The sequence below is a fragment of the Paenibacillus sp. FSL R5-192 genome (assembly GCF_000517845.1).
Classification (GTDB): Bacteria; Bacillota; Bacilli; order Paenibacillales; family Paenibacillaceae; genus Paenibacillus; species Paenibacillus amylolyticus.
On record NZ_ASPR01000042.1, the window covers coordinates 48,604 to 71,329 of the forward strand.

Consider the following 22,726-nt stretch of genomic DNA (forward strand, 5'->3'; position numbering starts at 1 on the left):
GATGCCCTCCTTACCTATTTTATCTGGGGATATGATTACTTCCCATTCCCGCACCAACATTGCTGGCCATTCGGTTTGCAATACCAGGACTGTTCTGCCGTAGTGTCTTGTCCAACGTAGATGTAAGTCTCTCCACATCTTTTGTGCTGCCTGTCATATTATCGATGTTCACATGAACCGTAACATCCCCCGAGCCAACCATCACACTTTTATGTGTATTGTTCGTCGTCATGTAGTCAAAGTAATCCATGACCTTAAGACCTGCTGGAATGTTGAAAGAAGATATCGGTTTATCCATTTTTTTGCTAATTTCATACAAATTTTTGGACTGTTCTACACCCAATGCCTGGATTTGTTTAAAAATCTCCATATATTCATTTGATCCTGGTTTAAACAAACCACTATTCAGCAGATTCTTCCAATCTTGCTTGATCGAACTTATTTGTGAGTTCATTTCAGATGCACGGGATTTGTTCAATGCAATTAATTCTGGTGCATCTTCCTTCCCCCCATTAGCCGTAAGAAGATCATACATTCGTTTATCATAATCCAACTGCGTCAACTCAAACTGATCATTCATCTTGCGTCTAAGCTCATCAATCTGGCTGTTTTTGACACCATTCAGTTCAAGCTCTGATTGTGCCTTCTGCTGTTTCTTCTCATTGATCTCCAGGCCCAGTTCATCTTTATCCTTACCTTCAGCCATCTTGTCGTACGTCTTCTGTAAACTTGCAATGGCCTTATCGAAGAACTTGATATTCTCTTGCAAATATTTCTCCATTAGCGCGCGCATCTGACCAGAATCTTCGCGAACACCACTAATCAACAGACGGGATCGAGTGACTTGGTAATTGGTTTCGTTATCACTTGTCGATTTGTTAAGCTGCCGATTAATCTTGGCGATCATTTCATCAATACCATTGCTTTGCGGCTGTGGCCTATAACCGTTAGCAATAGTTCCTATTCCACCCGCAGCAGGAATATACTGCATTTGAGGTTGAATGTATTGTATCTGCGGTTGTTGTTGTTTGTTGTCCCCAGGCGGTTTTCCAGACTCTTTATCCATTTGAATCTGGGCTTCTTTTTTCTCCTGCTTATAGTTGTATTCCTTGCCCAGTTTCTTCTCAACTGCATCTCCGCCGTCTTCGCTCCATACCGCCTTAAATCCCTTCCAGTAGTCCCCGAACTTGTTATTCGTTGCATTGTTACCAAATAGGCTGCTGATTCCTCCCTTAACAACTGCATCCATTCCAAGGTTAAGGCCTTTCCACACTTTACCTACAACTGAAGACTGCTCCATATCTTTAAAATCCTTGGCCAGTTCCTCTTTATTTGTTGCACGAATACTTTGCTTCTCCGCTTCTGACTTACCCATATTACTCAGCGGATCAACAAGACCGGACACTACATCCACAGCAGTCATGGCAGCCCCAAGATAAGGAACGGCTTTTAGGGGTTTCAGTATAGACTTACCGAACTTGCCGAGCTTTGCTAATTTCCCTGGAATGTCTCCTTTTTTCTTACGCTCGCTTGTAATATCACGTTGGGTAAGGATATCTCCAGGGGTTCCATCAGGTTTATCTGGACCTCTAAGTACTTTCCCATCCTTGTCACGAATAGGTGCATGACCGTTAAAAAATGCTTTTTTACTACCGACTTCTTTCATATCTTCGAATCTCTGTTTAATCCCTCGCCGCTTGGGCTTGTCCTTCTTCTTCTTGTCTGAACCAAAATCCATAACTTCCTCAATCTTTGATGAAGCCATATCCTTAATTGCGTCATTGATGAGTTCTTGATGTCTCTCTAAAAAAGGTTTGTTTGAGGAATCTTCCTTGTCATCCTTCACAGGGGATCCACCGCTGCCTGCACCTGGAACAACCAGTAATCCTCCTGGACCACTCATCATGCTCGCGAGTTGAACTTGTTCAAGTTCCTTCAGTTTGGATATGTATGCTGTAGCATCGATCATGCCCTGTCTAAATGAAGCATTTAACTCGTTGACTTCGGTTCTCAGTTTGGAGAGAACATCATTCAATAGCGTTGACTGCTTACGCAGCTTCTGAATCTCGGATTCGTAGCGCTGAACATCGGTTGAACCGTATGTAAATTCAGCATTAAGGAAGTACAATTTGTTGCGTAGTTCAACTGCATCCAGATCCATGTCATCCATCGCCATCATCAAAACTCTAGCTTGGTGTTCAAGTTGCATCATTGCTCTACTCGTGTCATCCAGTTCTCGGCCTAGAAACTCAAGACTTCGCTTCGTCTTTGCGATCTGAATATCGAGTGAATGCATTTCTTCTCGCAACAGAAGAAGTTCTCGGCTATACGTTTTGACTCGCTTCTCAGCTTCGTCACGTTTTTCTGCATGAATGGAAGAAGCCACTGTATCCCCATCTTGTATAGCCTGATTGTACATTTTATGTTGATGATCTCGGTTAGTCCGAGCCTGAAGTACATCATCTTGCTTGGAGGTGACCCTACTTTGAATTTCTGTTCTGCGATGATCCAGAGTCTGTAGACGACTCTGCTGTCTGCCCATTTCCTGCGCTACACCAGCACGTTGCACATCCGTGACTTGTAGTCGCTCGGGAAAATCGCTCCCCGTATTTCCAACTTTCCCTGGATCTGCATTCGTAGCACCATATCGTTTCTGATTACCTTCATTCATCACTTCACCGAACTTATCCCACGCAACCTGAACTCCGACTTCATCCATAATTCTGTTAAGCAGTTCCATATGATCAACAATGCCATCCGTACGATCTCCAATTAACCGCATGACTGCGATCAGATAATCGCCCAGCTCGGTAAATTCCTCTTTCAACCCTTGCATCGCCTCATGTGTTGCAATCTGAAATGCGATCTCGATCTCTCGTTGTCGGAATTGAAGGTTGTCTCTACTTCCGGTGCGCTGATGAATCGACGTGTTTGCATCCGTAGCCTTCAATTGTTCAGCAAGAAGATCGAATCTAACTCGATTCGATGCAAAGCCCTGCTGAGGATAATCTCCTTTGGACTGAACCAACAATCCAGCCTTGCTGATCCAGTTGGCTAATGCATCCTCTTGTGCAAACGTTCCATCAGGGTTACCGGCCATGGGAAGGGTCTGACGCATCATATCCATCAAGTCATGAATGCCAACATCCAACAGTGTTGAAGCTCTGATCATCATGTCTGTGACTTGGGACAGATCAAAGCCACTGCTTCCCCATGCCGAAGTAACAGCTTCCAGACCTGTTGCCGTCTGTTCTACATCCATATTGCCCACGGAATGCAGTTTGGCTACTTCTTCAGCAAACGTGACAGCTTCAGATGCATGATCATAATTACGAGAACCAATACGATAGGCAAGACCTACATCTTCCTGATCCATACCATGTTGCAGTGCAATTCGTTGCAGATTTTTGACCGTTCCGGTTTGTGTATATTGCCCACTATCATTTGTTGTCCCGGAAGATCTAAGTTCGAAATTCTGGTCGGCCCGGCCCATCTGTTGATCCATCTGTTGCGACGAGTCCAGGGATTTCTTGAGTAATGTTGATGAATACCCCTTGGCTTCACCTGCTGAAATATATTTCATCGTATTCATCACGGAGTCTAACAACCCCTGTGAGCCAGCTGCAGACACATCCTTCATTTCACTGAACGCTCCACGATAAAAGTGCTCCAAATCGGCAGTCAGTGTTTCAATCATTTGCGATTGCATATCACTTCTGACTGTCTCTACACGTCTAACCAATGTATTAACACCTGAAAGATAGCTTCCTTTCAGCGCTGTATTTTGTCCAGTTAATTGATCCATATTCGTTAATATTTCTTGTGTTAAGGAGTGTTTATCTCCTTGTCCTTCTGTTTCAGTCATAAGAATCACCGCCTTTATGCATAAATCCCGTTCTACCTTCATTTAGGCAAAACGGGATGTCTCTCTCTTATCCTCCGAGCGCTTGTGCAAGCATACCGATATCATCTTCTGATATCTCCGTGTAGTCCTCGTCATTGAAGGTTCTTTTACGTCTGACGGTCCCATCTTCTTCAACTTCCTCGCCCCCACCGCCACCGAACATGCGAAGAGGTGCTGTCATAAGCTCAACCTCAAATTGAATATATTTCTCGGCTGACTTGCACAGCTCCGCAACCTGAGGGAGTGTGTACTCCCAAATCTCCCACTTGTTCAGCCCACAGTGTTTATGGAGGGTGAAGAAGATTTCTCCCCAGTGAACGGGTTCCTGTGTTTCCGTATCACGGATTTCGGTTCCCTCCAAAGACTCCCCCTCGGTGCGTTCTACTTTTTTAAACCATTGAGTCCAATAAGCATATCAATGACTTTGCGAGCTGTGTTCAGATCAAGGTACTCATCCAGATATTCTCGATTGATGATATACTCACCATGCTCATCTTTGGTCACGATATGTGGATAGTTTTTGAATGCCATTGCCAATACATCAAATAAATCCTGCTGCCGCTTTTCATCCAGTTCATCATTCTCAGTCGGAATGAAGTTAAGAATAATGGCATCGATATTCACCGTTTTCAGCAACTTCATCAGACGGCGGGCATCCTTCAGGTTACATGGCGGAATACGATATTTCCGTCGATCCCGCAGCGTAATAATCTCATCATCTTCAAAGAATGCACGCTCAGCAGCTTCCACTTCCTCCGGAGTCACCCGTTTGTTTTCCGGATCATCTTTGATTCGTTTCGCCGCTTCCTCATTCAGCTTTTCCGCAAGCTCACGCTCGGATTTTTCTTGTTCTGTTTCCATGAATTTAAAGACCTCCCCAGGACATTCTCCCCCATATAATAAAAAACCTGGCAAGGCAAGGCTCTGTGAAGGGGAGGACACAGATGCCGTTTGATACCTTGCCAGGAGCAATCAACCTTATTTAGATATTAGATCTTGCTTGGTGCGCTGAAGCGTTTGATACTGCCGATTTTTCCATCAGCACGTTCAGGGTCAAGAATCTGCAAAGAGATTGCAGATGCAGAAGCGGCAGCGCGCTGGGCATTGATGCTGAATGTTCCTTTTGCACGGCACATGTACAACTCGGTTTCAACCCCTGCATACGAACCATCTTTTTGCTGGAACGTCCCGTGATGAATGACAGAGATCGGGAATGGTACTTCGTCAACCAACAGATCAACCATGTCTACAATTTGATCTCGCTTGTAGTTCAACACAATCTCTTTACCGATATGGAACGCATTCAGGATGACTACACCGTTCGCTTCGTCGTAGAAGAACGCATTGGGTTCCACGGCTGTTCCTTTAGTAGTGAGTTGTTTCAGCAACGTGTTGGAATCTTTGAGACGAACCGTAATGTCACCGTTACTTCCATAGATATCACTCGCATGCTTCGGTTTGGCTTCCGCAAATCCAGAATTGGAAACGCCTGCAGCCACTGTAGACTGCTCATTCAGCACCCATACATAAGACTTCACTTGCTCTTGTACCGTTGAACCCATCATCAGCTGGATTGCATCCAGATCGAATTTGGCGTCTGTTGCCGACACTTCAATCGATTTGGACTTCACCAGTACATCAATGGCGAACAGACCGTCACCACCAAAGATATCCTCAAGCTCCACGTTAAGGTCAATTTTCAGATCTTGCAGGGTACCCAGGGTAACTACCTCAATTTCGCCCATCGGATCTTTTGGAAGGCGTTTAGCCATAAACGTACCTACACCTTTGATAATCATTTTTTTAGCCATTGAACAGTCCACTCCTTAGGATAGTATGTATTTTTAGCTACGGAGACTTGCTTAAGCCGGGATCAGGTTAAATGACTTAATGATCGGGAGATCCATTTCGTTTAACCCGTCTGGCTGTTTGCCGTCTCTGCTTTTTATAGTGTAGAACGCTATCTTCAATCCCTAACGATAATGTAAACGAAATATATTGAAGCACGATTAGCCCCGTCATCTTTGCAAAAGGAAAGGCCTATATACGATCAAAGAAAAGACCCCTACATTAGAGGGGCCATTCTGTTTGGCAAAGCATCTATAATTTGCGCTACCTGTTCTGCACGTTCCTTGATCTCAAATTCATCGGCAGTAACCAGATGAACATGCGAGCAATATTTGCCATGCTCATAGATTCTCTCGGGTGTAATGAAGACAACGTCAGCAACAGCTTCCATCTTGTGTTTGTGCTTCTCGTACTGATCCGGATCAGTCAACGAATCAAATACGACTAGATCAGGATATGCTGTCTCGACAGAACTTGCCAGCCGGCTATCGTTCACCCAGTAGATCACGCGATCACCCTGAAACAGCGTACGGACATTCTGGCCCACACGGGCTACAACAAAGTTTGGAATCTCCGGATATGGATACTCCAAGGCATCAACCTGATAGAACTCATCACTGGAGTTGATATATATTACATTGTAGCCTACTTCCGCGAGTGCTTTTAACAGCCGTTGTGGTCGACGCCCGAATCGTTCACTATGGAAATCGATCGCAGGCAGATATACAATCGTTGTATCCGTGTTTGGGGTATATGTCGTAACATTGAACTCCGTCGCGTCAATCTCTATTTCTTCAAGCTCAATTGTCGGTGTAGTCGGTTGGCTACCAAACATTCGTTTAAATATCTTTCTCATTTCTCATACCTCCTATGACCTGATTAATCATCTTCACGGCATCCATTGCCCTGCCATCCCAGCTATTAGACTTAGCCACCCTTACTCTTGCCGCAATTTTGGAAGCACTATTCTCACGAATCGCTTTCTCCAACATCAATCCACAATTATGCTGATTCATAAAGTAAGTTACATCGCTGTACTTATGAACAATTTCCTCCATACGCGTTGTCAACACAGGTTTGCCCGCTGACAAATATTCGTAATACTTGATTGGATCGCAGCCACGGATCATCTCTGTCAGCTTGAATGGCACGATACAGACATCGAATTGAGCAATGTAGGCGGGAAGCACCTTATAATCTTTGTGCGGAAGACAAGTCACATTGGGATGCACAATATTTTTTTGATAGAGGGCATTGTTTCCAATCAAAACAACATGATAACCTTTATCTGCAATAGCGGTAATCAGCGAATAATCCACCCACGATGCCATTGCACCGTGGAAACCCACAATCTTTTGCCCATCATGAACATCGGGGAAGTCCGCCGGTTTGGGCAGAATAACCCGCGCTTTCTCAAAATGTTGGTAATCTGCCCCGTTAGGGCACATAAAGATTGGTTTTCCGTCATGTTTATGTGCCTCATACATCACCTTGGCAGTCGTGGCAATAAGATCTGCACGGTCAAAACATTTCGGGATGTAGGATTTCCACACAGCAAACTCATCAGCCGAATTATCCAGGTAATCAAATACGGTAAAATCAAACTTCCGTCCATCCGAATAATTGTACTGACCTGGATTCGAGAACCAGAGTACCTTCTTTCCTTTCACCAGGTGATCGTAGTTCACACCTTTCTGCACAAGGAACAGATTCTCATTTAACTTTTCAATCGGGCGGGTCTGCTTTCTGTACGTTTCTTCATTGATAAATATAGCCCGTATACCTGGAATATTAGAGAAGGCGGTCATCAATTGCTGCGGACGTTGGAACAAGAGGTTCCAGTCAAGTGCAGGCGGGTAAACAATGGTCATTTCTATACTTTCAAAAACCGGATTTTCTCGTTGTTTTCTACGAAGCAGCCAATTGAGCAATCAACTCCACCCCTTCCGCATAGGCATGAACGGGACGCAACCGAGTATCTACAAACAATTGAAATCCCAATCTTCTAGCTTGCTCACAAAATGGTGCATCTTCACCTGTTGGATGGGAACCATAACGAACCCCAGCTTCGATCACTTCACGCTTAATCAAATATACGGCACCTGTCAGTTCTACCGGGAACAAACCCGCTTTGAATTCAGGTATATGTTTTCCGCCGCTCATTGCATTATGAGCCTTCAATTTTGGGTGATTCCGTATAAGCATTGCGCATATATCTTTGTCATTATCCATTAACTGCCGTAGGCTACCCTCAGGAATGATGATATCCGTATCAATTGAGAACAGATAATCACAGTCCGATTTCAGAAACTCATCTAGAAGCATATTCCTCAACAACGCCAGGTTGTGATAGGAATATTGTCCACGTATATGACCATATGTTCTCCCCAGATTATGAGTCAGATAAGGAATCTGATGACAATCAAGGATATGCTCAGTCTGATCTTCACTATCATTCAGGATGTACATATAATGCTTCTGCACTGCTTGTTGCTCAAGTGATTGCAAGTGCCGTTCCATAATCCAAGCCCGATTACGTACAGGACTACCTATAAATACGTTTTTCACAGTCCATCCCCTCTCCCTTTTTACATAGTCTAGACTGTTGCTCAATAACCTTCGCACATTGAACAAAAAAGGAGTGATTCCTCAAAAGAAGAGAGAGAACGAAGCATTTTTCCTATTCTAGTACAGAAGGAGTTGATGAATATGTATACCAAAGAAACCATTATTCACACATGGGAAGAAGGTGACAGGCATGCTGGGGAGTGTAGAACTAATCCACAACTGGTTCCAAATGGCCTCTGATGGAGAAGCCCATGCTTCTGTTCGATTTGGGGATGCTTCCAACACCATTCTGGCCCACGATACCGTTCTGACTATGGATTTCATCAAGTCTCATTACGGCTGGTTGAACGACCCTACCTATTGCGGGATAACCTTACCCAATGCAAGTGCGAGAGAAATTATCGTACACTGCCTGCGAAAAGCGGATTACGTCGGACATCTGATCCAGACAGATCACTGGTATTTCAAGCCGTTATTCGATATGTGCCTTGAATATTACAAAGTTGAGCCCAGAGAGACCTTCTATGCTTTTGAGAATAATTACATCGCCCGATTCAAGTTATTCTACGAAACATTCAAGACCATGCCTATTCTGATCTGCGGAGCCAAGGCCGAGCAATATCGAGAAGTTCTGGAGCGGAGATACGGGTGGACAAGCATCGTGGGAACGGTGGACTGCCCCTCGTGGTCTCATGTGAGCACAGCATCCAAACAAATGGAACATATCTACCAACAGACACCGTGGAAGCTTGCTTTGGTGTGTGCAGGTGCACCCGGCAAGGTACTGGTTATTAAGGCCAAAGAACTGCAAACCGTAGGTGTTGACTTTGGTTCCGGAGCAGATGTTACCATTCAAGCCGACTGCGAAAATCTGAACGCATGGGATTACAACGGATTTCCTGATTATTGGGAAGGCAGACCCAAAAAATGACCCTCTCCGGGTCTTTTTTGCTGGATAAAACTGTGATTCCAAATCCGATTTTATTGACTTAGTAGCTGTTGATAATTTAAACTATCTGCCTTATTATTGTTAAGATAACTCCTAATCTAACCTGGTTTAAACTTGCATGAAGAGGAGCTCTGCTAAGATATTCAAACCGTTGGAGGGAAATGTAATGGCGTACTCGCAGTCAAAGACCGAAATAGTAGCAACTCATTTACGAACAAGATTTATGGAAGGTAACGTGGAGGGACATGAGATCGTTGTTGCCTTGATCAGTATGGTCAAAGCTGAGAAGATTAATTTAGATGAAGTTGCCCCTATTCTCTCTACAGTCTTTTTTGAACAACCGCAAGGTATTCTATTGGCACTCGAAAAAGCTAGCACTCTGATTGATGATGAATTAATTGATTCCATTCTCCACGAAGTAAACGAAAAAGCTTAATCTTACATACAAAGGAGAGCTTATCATCAGATTTTAATTTACAACAACCAGTTATTCTCTCCACACTTTTAGATTGAATAGATTCATCACTGAGAAATTGGAATCTCTCGTTATTTTCTGTCCTCCTCTGCTTATTCTAGTAGTATTACGAAGGAGGGGACACCAATCGAGACAGTGAATAAAGCCATTTTATTTTTAGCAGTTATTGAAACCATGCTTGAAGCGCTCCACCATACAGAAGTAGATCAGACAGAACTTGTGGATTCGCTTGTCATGTTAGGTTTTGATCCCATTGAGATGTTGTATGAGACAAATACCATTAGATCTTTCCAAAAGATATGCAGGGCTTTCGCAGAACTCCATCTTACAGATGAGGCCCTGGACACGTTCTCAAAAGAGTAGTTACATAACCAGAACCCCACATCACATTCGACGTGGGGTTCTGGTTTTTTTTGAATTTGAACCTTTTTTTGAAACGGATCAGTTTAACCTTCCCCATCCTGCCTCGTATAGGTCATCTAGGGACCATGGACATCTCCATCGCCCCTGTTGACTCTGACTTAATAAACGAAAGGATGGTTGTATGAGCTCACCCACACCAACACATGTGATCGAAACAAATCAACTCGCTGTTATTGGAGTCGTCGATGAATCCTCGATTCAGACCCAATATGAACTTGAGTATCCTGATCATATCGTGATTATACAACATTTTTATTTTTTGAAAGATCCGGCACACTTTAACTCCTGGTTAACCAGCAGACAGGCATAACCTCTATCTGAGATGTACTTTGGGTCAGGACTTGTTACGTCTACGCTCATCAATTAAAACCTTCAGTAACAGCAACTCTCCATAGGTTAACTTCTTCTTGCGTACCTTCTCTACCCATGCCCAATCTTCAATCACCTTGTCGTTGTAGGCATCTCCAATGTACTGATCAAGTTCATTCCAGGCCCATTGTGCATAATCCAGAACCGTATTCATATCATCATCCTCCGTGACTGCTACTTCTTGTAGTGGGTTTAATTTTATATGTACTGCTTGCTTAAATCTTTCATATTCACCTGGTTGTTTAATCCATGGCAGCGGGCATTCCTTCCATCCAACCACTTCTTTATGTGTGAAGAAGACGGGTGGAAAGCCCCGTTCCCTGATTAGGTATACCGCGAGGTCTACAACGTTATTAAATGTATCTTCATGAATACTGCCATCCTTTTCAATGCACATCTCAATGCCCACTGTACTATTGTTCGGATATGTCCCAAGTTTGGCTAGCGCTTCCTTCGTGTATGTTGCACTCCCGCAGTGGTAGGCCAGTTCATCATCCGGTAGACTGTTATATATCGAAGTTCGATCTACCGAGAAGTGTGCGCTTGCATAACGACCTTTCACTGCTTTATTGGAATCCTGCTGTGCCAAACTTGCAAAGTATTTGCTAATGTTCTTCGCGGGCGCTCCGGGAGATGCCGTATAATGCATCACAATTCCACGTTTCGCTTTTAATTTAAGTCCGGCCCGACTGTATTTATTAACAGGTATGTAATCCTTGGTGATCTGTATCATGACATCTTCTCCTTATCTTCAACTTGATCTTCATTGCCTCGAAGCTTAAAGAGTGCTGAAGTGATAAACTTCGGTACAGGCAGGCCCAGTTTCCCCATGTTCTCCAAAATACTGATTCCTTCGGTACCAATGATGAACATTAACATTGCATCTCGCATAAAATCATTGGAATTGCCTGCAACCATATCCAGTTGATGTGCAATAATGACAAAAACAAATGTCAATGACTTACGAGCAAGCCCCCACCATCCAACCCTGCTGGATAACTCCTTCCTATACCATGCAGACAGCACCCCTGTGATGTAATCCAGCCCCACAAAGATGGTCACTGCAATAAACAGGTGATCAATTCCTCCTACTAAATACACGACTGCCGATAGCAGCCAGCCAAACAAAACCATAAAAACGGTGTCTCTGTGCATTAACGTTCCCCCTTCAATAACCTATTTCATGTCTAGGTTAGGCGGATCACAGATATAAGTCTCATACGATACGGAAACGTCCGAAAAAACACTCACCATTCGCTATACAAACAGCAAAAATCCCTCACGCTTGGATGCGGGAGGGATCATGACGAAATGATTCAGCTATACGTTGATGGATCTGGTGTAACTGGTACACCTGTTGTATTCGTTGGTGTTGTATTCCGTTGGAACATGCCTTGAATTCGGTCCAAAACATAAGGGGTGGAGTCAATGAGTTTCTCAAACAGATGTGTGGAGTTATCGAGTGGTACAATGTGTACCCCCTGTTTACCTACCACCAGGAACGCGATAGGACGTATGGATACACCGCCGCCACTACCGCCACCAAATGGAGAAGCTACTTTAGCTGAACTCGCATGTTCAGCAGAGGTACCCGTAGCACCACTTTTGCCACTACTTTCTCCATTAACGTGAAAATCACTACCACCGGCAGCAAATCCGAATCCCACCTTACTGATTGGCAGAATCACGGTACCATCTGGTGTTTCGACTGCATCGCCAACAATTGTATTGACATCCACCATGGCCTTGATATTTTCCATTGCGGTTTCCATTAAGCCTTGAATTGGATGATCTGACATTTAAATTCCCTCCAGTTTCAATGTAAGCTAGGTTTGATCTAACCATATCATCCCCAAACTTGAAGGGACTTATGTAATAAGCATTTTAAATACACTCACCAAATCCCAACCTTACATTCCCAAAAACAGACCGACTATGATGGGTTTTTATACTGTTGTCCCACTAAGTTTCTTCTTTTGCTTCTCCTTATGCCTGCGGCGCTGTTCCTGAAGAAGCTTGAACCACATCCGCCATCCGCCTTCGACTTGAAGCACACGGGTGAGTAGTGTAACTCCAGCGATCAGGACGGCTGTAATCCGAATTTTCACTCTGAAATCAAGTTCCGTTCTAAATTCCATTTCATCGGACCATACCGGCATAACCTGAAGCACAGGTGTTTCATCAAAGCGGATCTGATAGGTGAGAAAACCAATAATAATGGACTTGATACTCCACACCCAGCCCGTCAGCACCGCTGTATATGCTGCATCACCAACGCCGATGTGGGTAGCCCAGGACAGTTGGGTCATATGTACGCGTGTAAGTGTTTGCTTCAGCCACAGCTTGAGCGCGTCCGTTGCCCTAAGCATAATTTTCACATCTTTAGCCCACTTCTTGACTTTGCGTTTGTTGACCCGCTCACTTCCCTGGGCCTCGCCTCTCGAATGATTCATGGATTGTTCGGTCTTGACCAGAAAACCTTCCTTCATATTGCGAAAAACAATACTCGGAATCTCATAGTTAATCCGCACAATTCCATAGAGAAGACGAACATTAATATTGGCGTAATCATCACTTTTATGTTTACTGAATGTAAAATGTACATGAACATTTGAGATGAGGACTGCGGCAATCAGCAATGCGAACAACAAACCGATTCCTCCAAGCCAAATCCACACAGGCCTTACCTCCAAGCCCTCAATTCTTTTCTCGTCTAGTATGGCACTCTGGATAGGAAAAAATTCACGTCTGACCTAAAAATCCCATTTCATATTTGTTTGGAAAATGTTTACACATCGTTTATCTAAAATAATGCACAAAAAAACCGACTCCACTGATGGGTGTCGGTTAGTATGAGCTTGCTAATTAGAGTGAAGAGTCCGTATTATCGTCTTCGTTGTCGATATGACTTAGGTCATCCGCCGGATCAGCACTTTCCGGTTCCAGTTGTTGCAAATCCAGTTTGTTGAACAACAGTTGTGTCTCTTCTTCCAGGTTTTCCGAATCTTCGAACAAGCCCGGTTCCGGAAGGTCTTTAATTGAAGCCAATCCGAAATAATCCAGGAATGACTTGGTCGTTCCATACAGAATTGGTCGTCCGATCGCCTCGGCTCGTCCCACTTCAATAATCAGATCCTTATTCACAAGCGTATGGATGGCCCGCTCCGATTTTACACCGCGGATTTCCTCAATCTCTACCCGTGTAATGGGCTGCCGGTACGCTACAATAGCCAGCGTCTCCAGAGCCGCTTGGGATAAGGACGTACGCGCGGGAGAGTATGCCAGTTTCTCGAAATATACAGCGTGGTCAGGCAAGGTGCCCAACTGAACTACACCAGCGATCTTGAGAATCTGTACACCTCGTCCCTGCTGTGAAAATTCATGAATCATCTCCTCAATCGCGTCCGTTACAAGCTCCACTCGCTGGTCAACGATCTCGGCGATTTGTTTGATACTCAGACCTTCTTCTCCGGACAAAAACAGCAGGCCTTCAATAATCGATTTCAATTTCGGAAAATCCATGATTCTTTGTTTCCCCTCTCCACTCCATAACGATATCCTCAAACATCCGTTCCTGATAACAGACAATCTGCTTCATCTTCATCAGTTCCAGCACCGCCAGAAAAGTGACAACAATCTCATGGCGATAGATATGTTCATCCATCAACTTGGAGAATAACAGTCTGCCACCCGGCCCCATACTTTCCAAAGCGCCGATGACATCCCGTATCCGATCCTTAACCGAAATCTCATCCCGTTTGATCCGGGTTACGGTTGTACGCTTCTCAGCCTTGCGTAGCGCCTTCTGAAATGCTGCAATCAGGTCAGAGGTGTGTAAACCCTCAACCGGGTTCGATTGGGCTTCTACGGGCATATAGGGGCGCAGATCCTCGGGCTCTTTGGAAAATATAAGACTGCGTTCCCACTCCCGTTCATGAAGATGACGCGCAATTCCCTTGTACTTGCGATATTCTATCAGACGCGCAATCAGCTCTGCACGTGGATCATAATCTTCTTCTTCCATATAATCATAATCCTCGAAGTCCTCAATGACCGGTGGTTTGGGCAATAAAAGTTTGCTCTTGATCGACAGCAATGTTGCTGCCATGACCAGAAATTCACTCGTAATATCCAGTTCCAGTTCCTGCATCGAATGCAGATACGCCATGTATTGATCGGTAATATCGCTGATGGGAATATCCTGGATATGAATTTCAGCCTTATCAATCAGATGAAGCAGCAGATCCAAAGGCCCTTCAAAAGTCTCCAGTTTGTATGTAACTACCGTCACTAGACGAATCCTCCCGCCAGAAAAATACAAAACCCTGCTAAGCCGTCCGAATCCGGTTTCCCGTGTTCGTCTGCGCAAAGCAGGGCACTACTATTAAATAAGCACTATTTTAGCTGTTTCGTCAAGTTTGCCATCTCAATTGCCGCCGTAGCTGCATCCCAACCTTTGTTACCCGCTTTGGTTCCAGCACGTTCAATCGCTTGTTCAATATTTTCTGTTGTAACCAGTCCAAAGATCGTAGGCACGCCAGTTTTCAGATTAATTGCTGCTACCCCTTTAGCCATCTCGTTGCACACATAATCGTAATGCGTAGTGGATCCACGAATGACAGTTCCCAAGGTAATCACCGCATCATACTTGCCGCTCTCTGCCATTTTCTGCGCAATCAAAGGGATTTCGAACGCACCTGGAACCCAGGCTACATCCACTTCATCATCCTGAACGCCGTGACGTTTGAATGCATCGAGCGCTGCGCTAAGCAATTTACTGGTAATGAATTCGTTGAAACGTCCAACGACAACTCCATATCGTGATCCTTCTGAAACTAAATGTCCTTCAAAAAATTGTGGCATTCAAGTCATCTCCCTAACGGTATAATGTAATGTAAGTAACGGAAATCCCTAATTAATCTCTTCCATAAATTACATGGTGAACATTGTTCATCTAAAATATATTTACTGTTCGTTTTGCTCGATATCATCAAACTTGAGCATATGCCCCAGCTTGGCTTGCTTGGTATGAAGATAAACCGTATTGTCCTCGTTCTCCTCCATCTGGATCGCGACACGCTCTACGACTTCAAGTCCATATCCTTCAAGACCTTTAATTTTACGAGGGTTGTTAGTTAACAGCCTGATCTGACGAATCCCAAGGTCTTTCAGAATTTGGGCACCAATTCCGTAATCACGCAAGTCAGCAGCAAAGCCCAAACTCAGGTTTGCATCAACAGTATCCATACCTTCCTCTTGCAACTTATAGGCTTTGAGTTTGTTGATCAGGCCAATACCCCGACCTTCCTGTCTCATATAAAGCAGTACACCATTGCCTTCCTCGTGGATCTGTTTGAGTGCCGCATCAAACTGCGGACCACAGTCACAACGATGCGAATGGAATACATCACCTGTCAAACATTCAGAGTGCACACGTACAAGTACGGGTTTCGAACCATCAATTTCTCCTTTGACCAAAGCCACATGTTCCTTATTGTCCACAGCGTTTGTATAAGCCACCGCTTGAAACTCACCAAAGTCCGTTGGCATACGCACAGCTACTTCACGTTGAACCAGCTGCTCTTTTTCGTTACGGTAACGAATCATGTCCTGAATACTGATCAGCTTCAGATCATGTTTGCGGGCAATCTCCTGCAGATCCGGAAGTCTGGCCATCGTGCCATCTTCCTTAATCACTTCACAGATAACGCCGGCAGGGTAGGACCCACACATGATAGCGAGATCTACAGCCGCTTCCGTATGTCCGGCACGCCGAAGTACACCGCCGTCTTTTGCAATCAGAGGGAACATGTGACCAGGCTTACGGAAGTCCCCGGCTTTCGCCTCAGGATCGATCAGACCTTTCACGGTAATAGAGCGTTCATGTGCCGAGATACCTGTTGTTGTATCTTTGTGATCCACAGAGACGGTGAAGGCTGTTCCATGGAAATCCGTATTTTGTTGAACCATCGGTTTCAGGTTAAGTTCGTCCGCACGTTGTTGTGTAATCGGAACACAGACCAGACCTCTACCTTCAGTAATCATGAAATTAATGACTTCAGGCGTCGCCTTTTCGGCCAAAGCGATAAAATCGCCTTCATTCTCCCGATCTTCATCATCCACAACAATGACGGGTTTACCACGCATGAGATCATATATGGCTTCTTCTATTGTGTCCAGAATGGATTGTTCTGACATTGGTCCACCTCCAGTTAATTTCTGTTCTCTATTTATGCAAATCCGTGATTGGAGAGAAAATCTTCACTGATACTGCGCGGCTTGCCAGCACCAGTCTCCCGATGTCCTCTCCCATACTGGAGCAGATGATCCACATATTTGCCCAAAATATCGCATTCGATATTAATGGTATCCCCTGTCTTTTTCACATTTAGTACAGTTTCACCAATGGTATGCGGGATAATGGAAACCGTGAATGCGGTATCCGATGTATGGACAACGGTCAAGCTAATGCCATCCAGTGTAACCGATCCTTTGGGGATCAGATATTTGAACAACTGGTGATCATCAGGCTTGATCTCAAACACAATTGCATTCTGATCACGTGTTATACTGCCAATCACTCCAGTACCATCGACATGACCCTGAACGATATGTCCGCCAAAACGACCGCCTGATTGCATGGCCCGCTCCAGATTAACTTTACTGCCAGATTGCAGCTGACTGAGATTGGTATGGCGATAGGTTTCAGGCATTACATCGGCGGTAAAACCTCCACCTTCGAGCGTTGTCGCAGTTAAGCACACGCCGTTCACTGCTACACTATCACCAATCTTCAGATCGTCCATGATGGCGGAAGCTCCGATATTCAGGACCATCGCTTCGCCTTTCCGACCAATACGCCGGATCTGACCGACTTCTTCCACCAAACCGGTAAACATGCTGCCGCCTCCCTTTTTCAAGTTATAAAGAACCTAACTTTCTACTTTCAAATCCATTTATTTATTCAGGCCACACCGGAATACCACCAATGCTGATATTATCTCCAACTTGTTCGATCTCCAACTGATTCAATTGAATCGCCTGATTCATACGTTCCACACCCTCGAAGCGGAAGCTTCCAGGTGTATCATAACCGCCTACAATCTTCGGAGCGATAAACATGAGCAGTCGATCGACCAACCTTGCCTCCAGCATGGCTCCATTCAAGGTGCCTCCACCTTCAAGCAAAATTGAACCAATGTCACGCTCACCCAACTTGCTAAGTCCGTTTAACAGATCCACGCGTGGTCCAGGACCACAGCGTATAATTTCGACGCCGTAGGCTTCCAAACGTTCAGCAACTTCAGGACTGGCTTCGTCTGTTGTCAGCACCCATGTTGGAGCAAGACCATCCTTAACCATTTTGGCACCTACGGGGAGACGTAACTTGGAATCCACTACAATGCGCACTGGACTAATGCCTTCGACTTGCAAACGGGTTGTAAGTTCCGGATTATCGGCGATTACCGTGTCGACGCCAACCATGATTCCCTGGTGACGATGACGAAGGGCATGCACAATCTCACGAGCGGGCTCGTTAGAGATCCACTTGCTGTCTCCGCTGCGAGTAGCAATTTTGCCATCCAGAGTAGTAGCCGTTTTCAGTGTCACGAAAGGTAGACCCGTTGTGATAAATTTAATGAACTTTTCATTCATGCGTCTTCCACGCTCACGCAGTACGCCAACTTCAACTTCAATGCCTTGTTGACGAAGCATGCTTATACCCCTGCCGGATACTTGCGGATTTGGATCTTCACAACATACCACAACACGTTTCACCTTTTCATGAATCAGGCGTTCACTACAAGGTGGCGTCTTGCCATAATGACTACAAGGCTCAAGTGTAACGTATACCGTACTTCCCTCTGCATCACTGCCTGCCATGTTAAGTGCATGCACCTCTGCATGACCGGTCCCACGTTTCAGATGGCTTCCCAGGCCTACAATACGACCCTCTTTCACAACTACACATCCAACGACCGGATTAATCCCCGTCTGTCCCTGTGCTCGTTCCGCCATATCCAATGCCAGTGCCATATAAAATTCATCATTGATCATTTCCAAATCCGTTCACCCCGCGGTTTAAAGTCTTGTTTATTAAAAAATCCCCGTCGAACAATCAGTTCGATGGGGATGATGAGAGACAAATGTCACCAGCAGGAGTGAAATGGATACAGCACGCCAACACTTTGCCCAAAACTTCATTTCGGGCAAGTGAAAATAGACACATACCTTAATGAACATCATTTACAGGTAAAGAGCTTTTATAGTGCGGCATATGTATGGAACTGTCCGGCGTATCCGGATCTTCCCTGCACAGTGCAAGACATCATAAAATCGTGACTGTGCAGCAATACTCCTGCTGAATGCAAACCTGTTAGGTCTGCACCTCTCCTTCTCCCATCCAGACTATACTGTCGGTTCTGGAATTACACCAGATCAGCCATCTGCCAATGGCAGACAGGTCACGGACTTTGCATCAAGTGCTGAACACATAGGTCCTTACACTTCCTGCATCACCGCCGGTAGGGAATTGCACCCTGCCCTGAAGGATTGCTTTCGTTATTACTTGGATGTTAGCACTTTAATGCCAAAAAATCAATTGTTTTTTGTTCCTTTTTGTCACATACTAACTTTTAATAAGCTAAGAAACAACAAAAAACCGCTTCCTCTCAAGGAGGCACGGTTTTTGTTTGGAGACACATTTCACATCCATCGTATCAGTCTACATATCAGGAAAACACCAGCTCGCCATATGCTTTAATTCTTTGGCATTATGGAATGGAGTGCGGTCAGGTTCTTGCAGGGGCGAAGTCGGAAGCGGGAACTCTCTTGCCACCCTTCTGACCCAACTTGTTGAATCGATCGCAATAGCCGAGCATTTCCAGCGTCCATTCGCTCTCGGTCGAAACGTCCCATGCAAATCTGCTTTTCCCGGCATCTCTGGAAAGACACCATCCAGATATTCGACGATGACACGCTTGTCTCTGACTTCATGACAGTATACAGTCACCCATACACCTTCCCGGACGCGAACAGCATACACATCTCCAGACTGTACCTCCCCGGTACCTGCATCAGGTGATGCCTTTGGTACTTTTCCGCGAACACTTCTCTTCTTCTCCAATGCCCCTAAGATCGTGTCCTTTAGAGCTGGACTCTCATCAGGCTTATCCGCAAGTGATATGTTATTCAGATCAAAATCATGAAATATCTTGTTCAGGTTGTTCTCATTAATTCCAACAGATGAGTCCCACCACGCCAGAGGGGCCTGTACTTCCACCCGCACATTGGGGCGTGCGTCACGCTGCATGTAAGAGGTGAATTCCGTGATCATTCCAGGATGTTCCGGCGTATCCAATATGCCAATCAGAGCTAACGTCTCAAGCAAATCACGGTAGGCATATTCCTTCTGTGTAGGCAAAAGACGTTCCTTCTTGAGCGCTACTGCTGCCTTGCTGTAACGTGTTTTGGGAGGTAATTCGCGCAGCACTGTTAACACCGCACGGAATGTCCAGCGGTCGTACTCATTGGGTATTGGAAACTCCTGCGCGGCAGCCAGCTCCCGAAGTGCCAACACATATCCAAAAGGATCACCGTCCAACGGGGTTCCATTGGTCATCCGCCAATACCATTGCAGCGTTGTGTCGGTTGCTTGATCTACACTTAATCCGCAGATCTTACAAGTGTTCGAAGATGGATATGGCGTATGTTCATGGCTTGGCATACTGCTCGCAATAAGCTTGCCCGTAAGCAACGAACGCCAGATCATGGGTGCTGACCACAAAGAGGATACAAAGGCCTGCGCTGCATCATTGATCGTCCATTGATTCGCAACTTTTTTCAGCTCAGTAATCGTTTCATCATGTTGCGGACGTACAAATCGATTCGGTTCATGCCCGGCTGCCTCAAGCGCTTCTCGATCCTTTACCGATAGACTTTCCGGAACGACATGGCGCGATGCCTGCAGTTCTTCATCCCACAACGTGCGCTCACTATAAATTTGTTTTAACAAGCTTAGCTGAGTAACCATATCCAAGGTTTTATTCATCCTTTCTAATTATGGATCTCGAATACGTGACATATGAAAAATAAAAAAAGTGCTTCTATAAAAGAAGCACTTCATGTTTGGATCCAGTTAAGGTGAAGGTATTAAGCTTCTACAACTTCAACAGTTTCCATTTTGTCTTTACCTTCTAAAGCGTCCACGAACTCCATACCTTTAGTTACTTTACCAAATACAGTATGTTGTCCATCCAAATGTGGTTGCGGTTGGTAGCAGATGTAGAACTGGCTTCCACCTGTGTTACGGCCAGCATGTGCCATAGCAAGTGTTCCGCGCTCATGTTTGTTCGGGTTAATTTCACAGTTGATTGTGTAACCTGGGCCACCTGCACCGGAACCGTTAGGGCATCCGCCTTGAGCTACAAAGCCCGGGATAACGCGGTGGAATGTAAGACCATTGTAGAAACCGGAATTAGCCAGTTTCTCAAAGTTTGCTACTGTGTTTGGAGCTTCTTGATCGAACAGATCGATCAGAACTTCTCCGCCGTTTGCCAATTTAATTTTCGCTTGTTTCGCCATATGTAAATGACTCCTTTCGTATTGACCATCGTTAATGGTGCCAGAACGCATGACCCTGGGCAAAGCATTACAGCACTTTTCTTAGTGTACACCGAAAATGTCTGGATCGCAAAAAAAACGGCAACTTTTTTCATGATTTAGCTCCAATACGCAAAAAGCAGACGAAAAAGGAAGTTCCTTTTTCATCTGCTTCAACTGCAAAATCCCTATATCTTGAATAATGCAGAAACGCATTATCTTTTGACGAATTAGCGAGTAACTGGCTGTTTTCCAATGCGCGCAGGTACCAGGTCATTCTGGATGATATCTTGATACGTCTCACGGCGTACCACGACATCCCCTTGACCGTCTTTGACAAAGACAACGGCTGGACGACGAATCCGGTTGTAGTTGCTCGCCATGGAGTAGTTATACGCACCTGTGCAAGCTACAGCGAGTAGGTCGCCACTTTCCACTTTTGGCAGGTCCAGATCCCAGATCAACATATCGCCACTCTCGCAACATTTACCCGCAACAGATACTGTTTCCTGAGCAGCCTCATTCGCACGATTGGCAAGCACAGCTTCATACTTGGATTCATACAAAGCAGGACGTGGGTTATCGGTCATACCACCATCAACGGCAACGTATTTACGCACGCCTGGAATGTCTTTGCTAGTTCCAACAGTATACAGCGTTGTTCCCGCTTCACCCACGATGCTGCGGCCTGGTTCAACCCAGATCTCAGGTACGGCATAGCCGATTTGGGCAAAATGATTTTTAACGGCGTCTGTAATAGCCTTCACGTATTGTGCAACTTCAAGCGGCGTATCTCCATCGATATAACGGATTCCGAATCCACCACCAAGGTTAACCACTTTGAAAGCAACATTAAGACGCTCATATACACTTGCTGCAAATTCAGCAACACGTTGAACCGCCATCTGGAAGCCTTCAACTTCGAAGATCTGGGAACCGATGTGGGAATGCACACCGAGCAATACCAGGTTAGACTGCTTGGAAGCCAAGTCAATCGCTTCAAATGCTGTACCATTGCCGATATCAAATCCAAATTTCGAATCCGTTTGACCTGTGGAAATATATTCATGCGTATGTGCCTCAACACCAGGCGTCACACGAAGCAAAATGTTTACTTTACGATTTTTGTCCGCTGCTACAGCCTGCAACAGATGCAATTCATTGAAGTTATCAACAACAAAACATCCAATCTCTGCATCAAGAGCCATTTCGATCTCTTCCAGCGTTTTGTTGTTACCGTGGAAGTGAATGCGCTCAGCCGGGAATCCTGCTTGCAGTGCAGTAAACAGTTCACCGTCAGATACGACATCCAGGGAAAGTCCTTCTTCAGCTGCAAGGGCACACATCGCCATTACACAGAATGCTTTACTTGCGTAAGCAACCTGGAAGCCCAATCCGGAAGCACGGAATGCTTCCATGTACTCTCTGCAACGCTCGCGAACCAATTGCTCGTCCACAACGTACAGGGGAGTTCCAAACTGTTCTTTCAGATCTGTTGCATCAACTCCGCCAATCTCCAGATGTCCTTGCGCATTTATTTTACTTGTACCATGTAAATACATAATCTGCATTCCTCACTTTTTATATA

At 45.1% G+C, this 22,726-nt stretch carries 24 protein-coding genes and 1 riboswitch; of the genes, 4 read left to right on the forward strand and 20 right to left on the reverse strand.

The annotated features are described in order from the left end of the window. Window positions 1–19 precede the first annotated feature (19 nt). The 7 genes from C161_RS20040 to C161_RS20070 all read right to left on the reverse strand — a co-directional run bounded on the left by C161_RS20040 (window position 20) and on the right by C161_RS20070 (window position 8,320). Entirely contained in the window at window positions 20–3,865 is a 3,846-nt protein-coding gene (locus C161_RS20040) for a hypothetical protein (RefSeq protein ID WP_036672296.1), read from the reverse strand. Between the two features lie 67 nt (window positions 3,866–3,932). Continuing rightward, the gene (locus tag C161_RS20045; protein WP_223199730.1) at window positions 3,933–4,265 is read right to left on the reverse strand and encodes a hypothetical protein; all 333 of its coding nucleotides are present in this window, start codon (window positions 4,263–4,265) and stop codon (window positions 3,933–3,935) included. Between the two features lie 20 nt (window positions 4,266–4,285). After that, window positions 4,286–4,765, reverse strand: a complete 480-nt coding sequence (locus tag C161_RS20050) for a hypothetical protein (protein ID WP_036607808.1) — start codon at window positions 4,763–4,765, stop codon at window positions 4,286–4,288. A gap of 128 nt (window positions 4,766–4,893) precedes the next feature. Beyond that, entirely contained in the window at window positions 4,894–5,715 is an 822-nt protein-coding gene (locus tag C161_RS20055) for a hypothetical protein (protein ID WP_036672297.1), read from the reverse strand. A gap of 254 nt (window positions 5,716–5,969) precedes the next feature. Continuing rightward, the gene (locus C161_RS20060; protein WP_036672299.1) at window positions 5,970–6,608 is read right to left on the reverse strand and encodes a hypothetical protein; all 639 of its coding nucleotides are present in this window, start codon (window positions 6,606–6,608) and stop codon (window positions 5,970–5,972) included. Further along, complete coding sequence (locus C161_RS20065; protein ID WP_235193869.1) at window positions 6,592–7,623, reverse strand: glycosyltransferase; 1,032 nt, start codon at window positions 7,621–7,623, stop codon at window positions 6,592–6,594. The genes C161_RS20060 and C161_RS20065 overlap by 17 nt, the downstream gene beginning before the upstream one ends. A 37-nt stretch (window positions 7,624–7,660) precedes the next feature. Beyond that, entirely contained in the window at window positions 7,661–8,320 is a 660-nt protein-coding gene (locus tag C161_RS20070; RefSeq protein ID WP_036607816.1) for a glycosyltransferase family 2 protein, read from the reverse strand. A 190-nt stretch (window positions 8,321–8,510) separates the two neighbouring features. Between C161_RS20070 and C161_RS20075 the strand changes: the two genes are divergently transcribed. The 4 genes from C161_RS20075 (at window position 8,511) to C161_RS20090 (ending at window position 10,477) form a co-directional block, all read left to right on the forward strand. After that, the gene (locus C161_RS20075) at window positions 8,511–9,251 is read left to right on the forward strand and encodes a GT-D fold domain-containing protein (RefSeq protein WP_036672303.1); all 741 of its coding nucleotides are present in this window, start codon (window positions 8,511–8,513) and stop codon (window positions 9,249–9,251) included. Between the two features lie 184 nt (window positions 9,252–9,435). Next, the gene (locus C161_RS20080; protein ID WP_036607821.1) at window positions 9,436–9,705 is read left to right on the forward strand and encodes a hypothetical protein; all 270 of its coding nucleotides are present in this window, start codon (window positions 9,436–9,438) and stop codon (window positions 9,703–9,705) included. A 174-nt stretch (window positions 9,706–9,879) separates the two neighbouring features. Continuing rightward, a complete protein-coding gene (locus tag C161_RS20085) occupies window positions 9,880–10,107 on the forward strand; it encodes a hypothetical protein (protein WP_036607823.1) in 228 nt (75 codons plus the stop codon). A 181-nt stretch (window positions 10,108–10,288) separates the two neighbouring features. Further along, the gene (locus tag C161_RS20090) at window positions 10,289–10,477 is read left to right on the forward strand and encodes a hypothetical protein (RefSeq protein ID WP_036607825.1); all 189 of its coding nucleotides are present in this window, start codon (window positions 10,289–10,291) and stop codon (window positions 10,475–10,477) included. 24 nt (window positions 10,478–10,501) lie between these two features. On the opposite strand, the gene C161_RS20095 is transcribed toward C161_RS20090, so the two are convergent. The 13 genes from C161_RS20095 to lysA all read right to left on the reverse strand — a co-directional run bounded on the left by C161_RS20095 (window position 10,502) and on the right by lysA (window position 22,700). Further along, entirely contained in the window at window positions 10,502–11,269 is a 768-nt protein-coding gene (locus tag C161_RS20095) for a peptidoglycan recognition protein family protein (protein WP_051449831.1), read from the reverse strand. Beyond that, the gene (locus tag C161_RS20100; RefSeq protein ID WP_036607828.1) at window positions 11,266–11,691 is read right to left on the reverse strand and encodes a phage holin family protein; all 426 of its coding nucleotides are present in this window, start codon (window positions 11,689–11,691) and stop codon (window positions 11,266–11,268) included. Before C161_RS20100 ends, C161_RS20095 begins: the two co-directional genes overlap by 4 nt. A gap of 161 nt (window positions 11,692–11,852) precedes the next feature. After that, window positions 11,853–12,335, reverse strand: coding sequence for a GerW family sporulation protein (gene ytfJ, locus C161_RS20105; RefSeq protein WP_036607830.1), 483 nt, complete (start codon window positions 12,333–12,335; stop codon window positions 11,853–11,855). A gap of 147 nt (window positions 12,336–12,482) precedes the next feature. Continuing rightward, window positions 12,483–13,214, reverse strand: coding sequence for a DUF2953 domain-containing protein (locus C161_RS20110; RefSeq protein WP_036672305.1), 732 nt, complete (start codon window positions 13,212–13,214; stop codon window positions 12,483–12,485). Between the two features lie 187 nt (window positions 13,215–13,401). Beyond that, window positions 13,402–14,058: an SMC-Scp complex subunit ScpB gene (scpB, locus tag C161_RS20115; protein ID WP_036672307.1), complete on the reverse strand. Its 657-nt coding sequence runs from the start codon at window positions 14,056–14,058 to the stop codon at window positions 13,402–13,404. Continuing rightward, window positions 14,027–14,827, reverse strand: a complete 801-nt coding sequence (locus C161_RS20120) for a segregation and condensation protein A (protein ID WP_036672308.1) — start codon at window positions 14,825–14,827, stop codon at window positions 14,027–14,029. The genes scpB and C161_RS20120 overlap by 32 nt, the downstream gene beginning before the upstream one ends. Before the next feature lie 104 nt (window positions 14,828–14,931). Next, the gene (gene ribH / locus C161_RS20125; RefSeq protein WP_017687651.1) at window positions 14,932–15,399 is read right to left on the reverse strand and encodes a 6,7-dimethyl-8-ribityllumazine synthase; all 468 of its coding nucleotides are present in this window, start codon (window positions 15,397–15,399) and stop codon (window positions 14,932–14,934) included. Window positions 15,400–15,501: 102 nt separating this feature from the next. Then, on the reverse strand, window positions 15,502–16,734 hold the full coding sequence (locus tag C161_RS20130) for a bifunctional 3,4-dihydroxy-2-butanone-4-phosphate synthase/GTP cyclohydrolase II (RefSeq protein ID WP_036672311.1): 1,233 nt from the start codon (window positions 16,732–16,734) through the stop codon (window positions 15,502–15,504). 32 nt (window positions 16,735–16,766) lie between these two features. Beyond that, the gene (gene ribE / locus C161_RS20135; protein WP_036607839.1) at window positions 16,767–17,435 is read right to left on the reverse strand and encodes a riboflavin synthase; all 669 of its coding nucleotides are present in this window, start codon (window positions 17,433–17,435) and stop codon (window positions 16,767–16,769) included. A gap of 61 nt (window positions 17,436–17,496) precedes the next feature. Further along, window positions 17,497–18,600, reverse strand: coding sequence for a bifunctional diaminohydroxyphosphoribosylaminopyrimidine deaminase/5-amino-6-(5-phosphoribosylamino)uracil reductase RibD (gene ribD / locus C161_RS20140; RefSeq protein ID WP_036672313.1), 1,104 nt, complete (start codon window positions 18,598–18,600; stop codon window positions 17,497–17,499). Window positions 18,601–18,924: 324 nt separating this feature from the next. Continuing rightward, window positions 18,925–19,093, reverse strand: a riboswitch (FMN riboswitch). A gap of 168 nt (window positions 19,094–19,261) precedes the next feature. Further along, window positions 19,262–20,551, reverse strand: a complete 1,290-nt coding sequence (locus C161_RS20145; protein ID WP_235193870.1) for a hypothetical protein — start codon at window positions 20,549–20,551, stop codon at window positions 19,262–19,264. 137 nt (window positions 20,552–20,688) lie between these two features. Beyond that, entirely contained in the window at window positions 20,689–21,120 is a 432-nt protein-coding gene (locus tag C161_RS20150; RefSeq protein ID WP_017687646.1) for a peptidylprolyl isomerase, read from the reverse strand. Window positions 21,121–21,368: 248 nt separating this feature from the next. Beyond that, window positions 21,369–22,700, reverse strand: a complete 1,332-nt coding sequence (gene lysA / locus C161_RS20155) for a diaminopimelate decarboxylase (protein ID WP_017687645.1) — start codon at window positions 22,698–22,700, stop codon at window positions 21,369–21,371. Window positions 22,701–22,726 lie beyond the last annotated feature (26 nt).

Coding starts and splice junctions, on each gene's coding strand:
- C161_RS20040 (WP_036672296.1), bottom strand. CDS start 3,865: ATGACTGAAACAGAAGGACAAGGAGATAAACACTCCTTAACACAAGAA.
- C161_RS20050 (WP_036607808.1), bottom strand. CDS start 4,765: ATGGAAACAGAACAAGAAAAATCCGAGCGTGAGCTTGCGGAAAAGCTG.
- C161_RS20055 (WP_036672297.1), bottom strand. CDS start 5,715: ATGGCTAAAAAAATGATTATCAAAGGTGTAGGTACGTTTATGGCTAAA.
- C161_RS20060 (WP_036672299.1), bottom strand. CDS start 6,608: ATGAGAAAGATATTTAAACGAATGTTTGGTAGCCAACCGACTACACCG.
- C161_RS20065 (WP_235193869.1), bottom strand. CDS start 7,623: ATGACCATTGTTTACCCGCCTGCACTTGACTGGAACCTCTTGTTCCAA.
- C161_RS20075 (WP_036672303.1), top strand. CDS start 8,511: ATGCTGGGGAGTGTAGAACTAATCCACAACTGGTTCCAAATGGCCTCT.
- C161_RS20080 (WP_036607821.1), top strand. CDS start 9,436: ATGGCGTACTCGCAGTCAAAGACCGAAATAGTAGCAACTCATTTACGA.
- C161_RS20090 (WP_036607825.1), top strand. CDS start 10,289: ATGAGCTCACCCACACCAACACATGTGATCGAAACAAATCAACTCGCT.
- C161_RS20095 (WP_051449831.1), bottom strand. CDS start 11,269: ATGATACAGATCACCAAGGATTACATACCTGTTAATAAATACAGTCGG.
- C161_RS20100 (WP_036607828.1), bottom strand. CDS start 11,691: ATGCACAGAGACACCGTTTTTATGGTTTTGTTTGGCTGGCTGCTATCG.
- ytfJ (WP_036607830.1), bottom strand. CDS start 12,335: ATGTCAGATCATCCAATTCAAGGCTTAATGGAAACCGCAATGGAAAAT.
- scpB (WP_036672307.1), bottom strand. CDS start 14,058: ATGGATTTTCCGAAATTGAAATCGATTATTGAAGGCCTGCTGTTTTTG.
- ribH (WP_017687651.1), bottom strand. CDS start 15,399: ATGCCACAATTTTTTGAAGGACATTTAGTTTCAGAAGGATCACGATAT.
- C161_RS20130 (WP_036672311.1), bottom strand. CDS start 16,734: ATGTCAGAACAATCCATTCTGGACACAATAGAAGAAGCCATATATGAT.
- ribE (WP_036607839.1), bottom strand. CDS start 17,435: ATGTTTACCGGTTTGGTGGAAGAAGTCGGTCAGATCCGGCGTATTGGT.
- C161_RS20150 (WP_017687646.1), bottom strand. CDS start 21,120: ATGGCGAAACAAGCGAAAATTAAATTGGCAAACGGCGGAGAAGTTCTG.
- lysA (WP_017687645.1), bottom strand. CDS start 22,700: ATGTATTTACATGGTACAAGTAAAATAAATGCGCAAGGACATCTGGAG.